Annotated in this window: 1 protein-coding gene; it reads left to right on the top strand. The window is 73.3% G+C overall.

The annotated features are described in order from the left end of the window. On the top strand, nucleotides 1-467 hold a 467-nt coding region (locus BYZ73_RS23245), incomplete at its 5' end, for a hypothetical protein (protein ID WP_220086896.1). Between the last annotated feature and the right edge of the window lie 5 nt (nucleotides 468-472).

The following is a 472-nucleotide window of genomic DNA, read 5'->3' as shown; positions in this document are numbered from 1 at the left end:
CCGCCGCCATGCCGCGCGCGGCCGAGGCGGTGATCGCCGCCGCCGATGCGCTGCGTTACATCCGCGATACCTCGGGCGACCTGCGCCTGCGCGAGATCGACGGCGCCATCGAGGCGCTGCGGGCGGCCAAGCTCGCCTGCCTTGCCGCCCTGGCCGAGGGCCAGAAACAGCCCGCGGCGGCCGAGGCCTTCATGGCCTCGCTCGGCGGTCCCGAGACGCTGGCCGATTTCGGCGCGGCGCTGGCGCAGATCGACGCAGCCGCAACGGCATGGAATGACAGCTGGGCTGCCTGGCTCAACACGCTGGCGGTCAGCGACCTGATCCAGCCCGCGACGATGATCCGCGAAGGGGTGGACACCCGCTACATCGCCCGGACCGAGGCGGTGTCGGACGCGACGGCGGCCCCGCTCCGACAGACGCAGGCGCTGGCCGATCTGATCGCGGCGCTCGAAGCGACGGGGGCGTGATGCTG

This window comes from Rhodovulum viride, from assembly GCF_003265965.1.
Classification (GTDB): domain Bacteria; phylum Pseudomonadota; class Alphaproteobacteria; order Rhodobacterales; family Rhodobacteraceae; genus Rhodovulum; species Rhodovulum kholense.
Note: the sequence above shows the minus strand (reverse complement) of the source record. Positions and strands in the feature narration are given on the sequence as shown.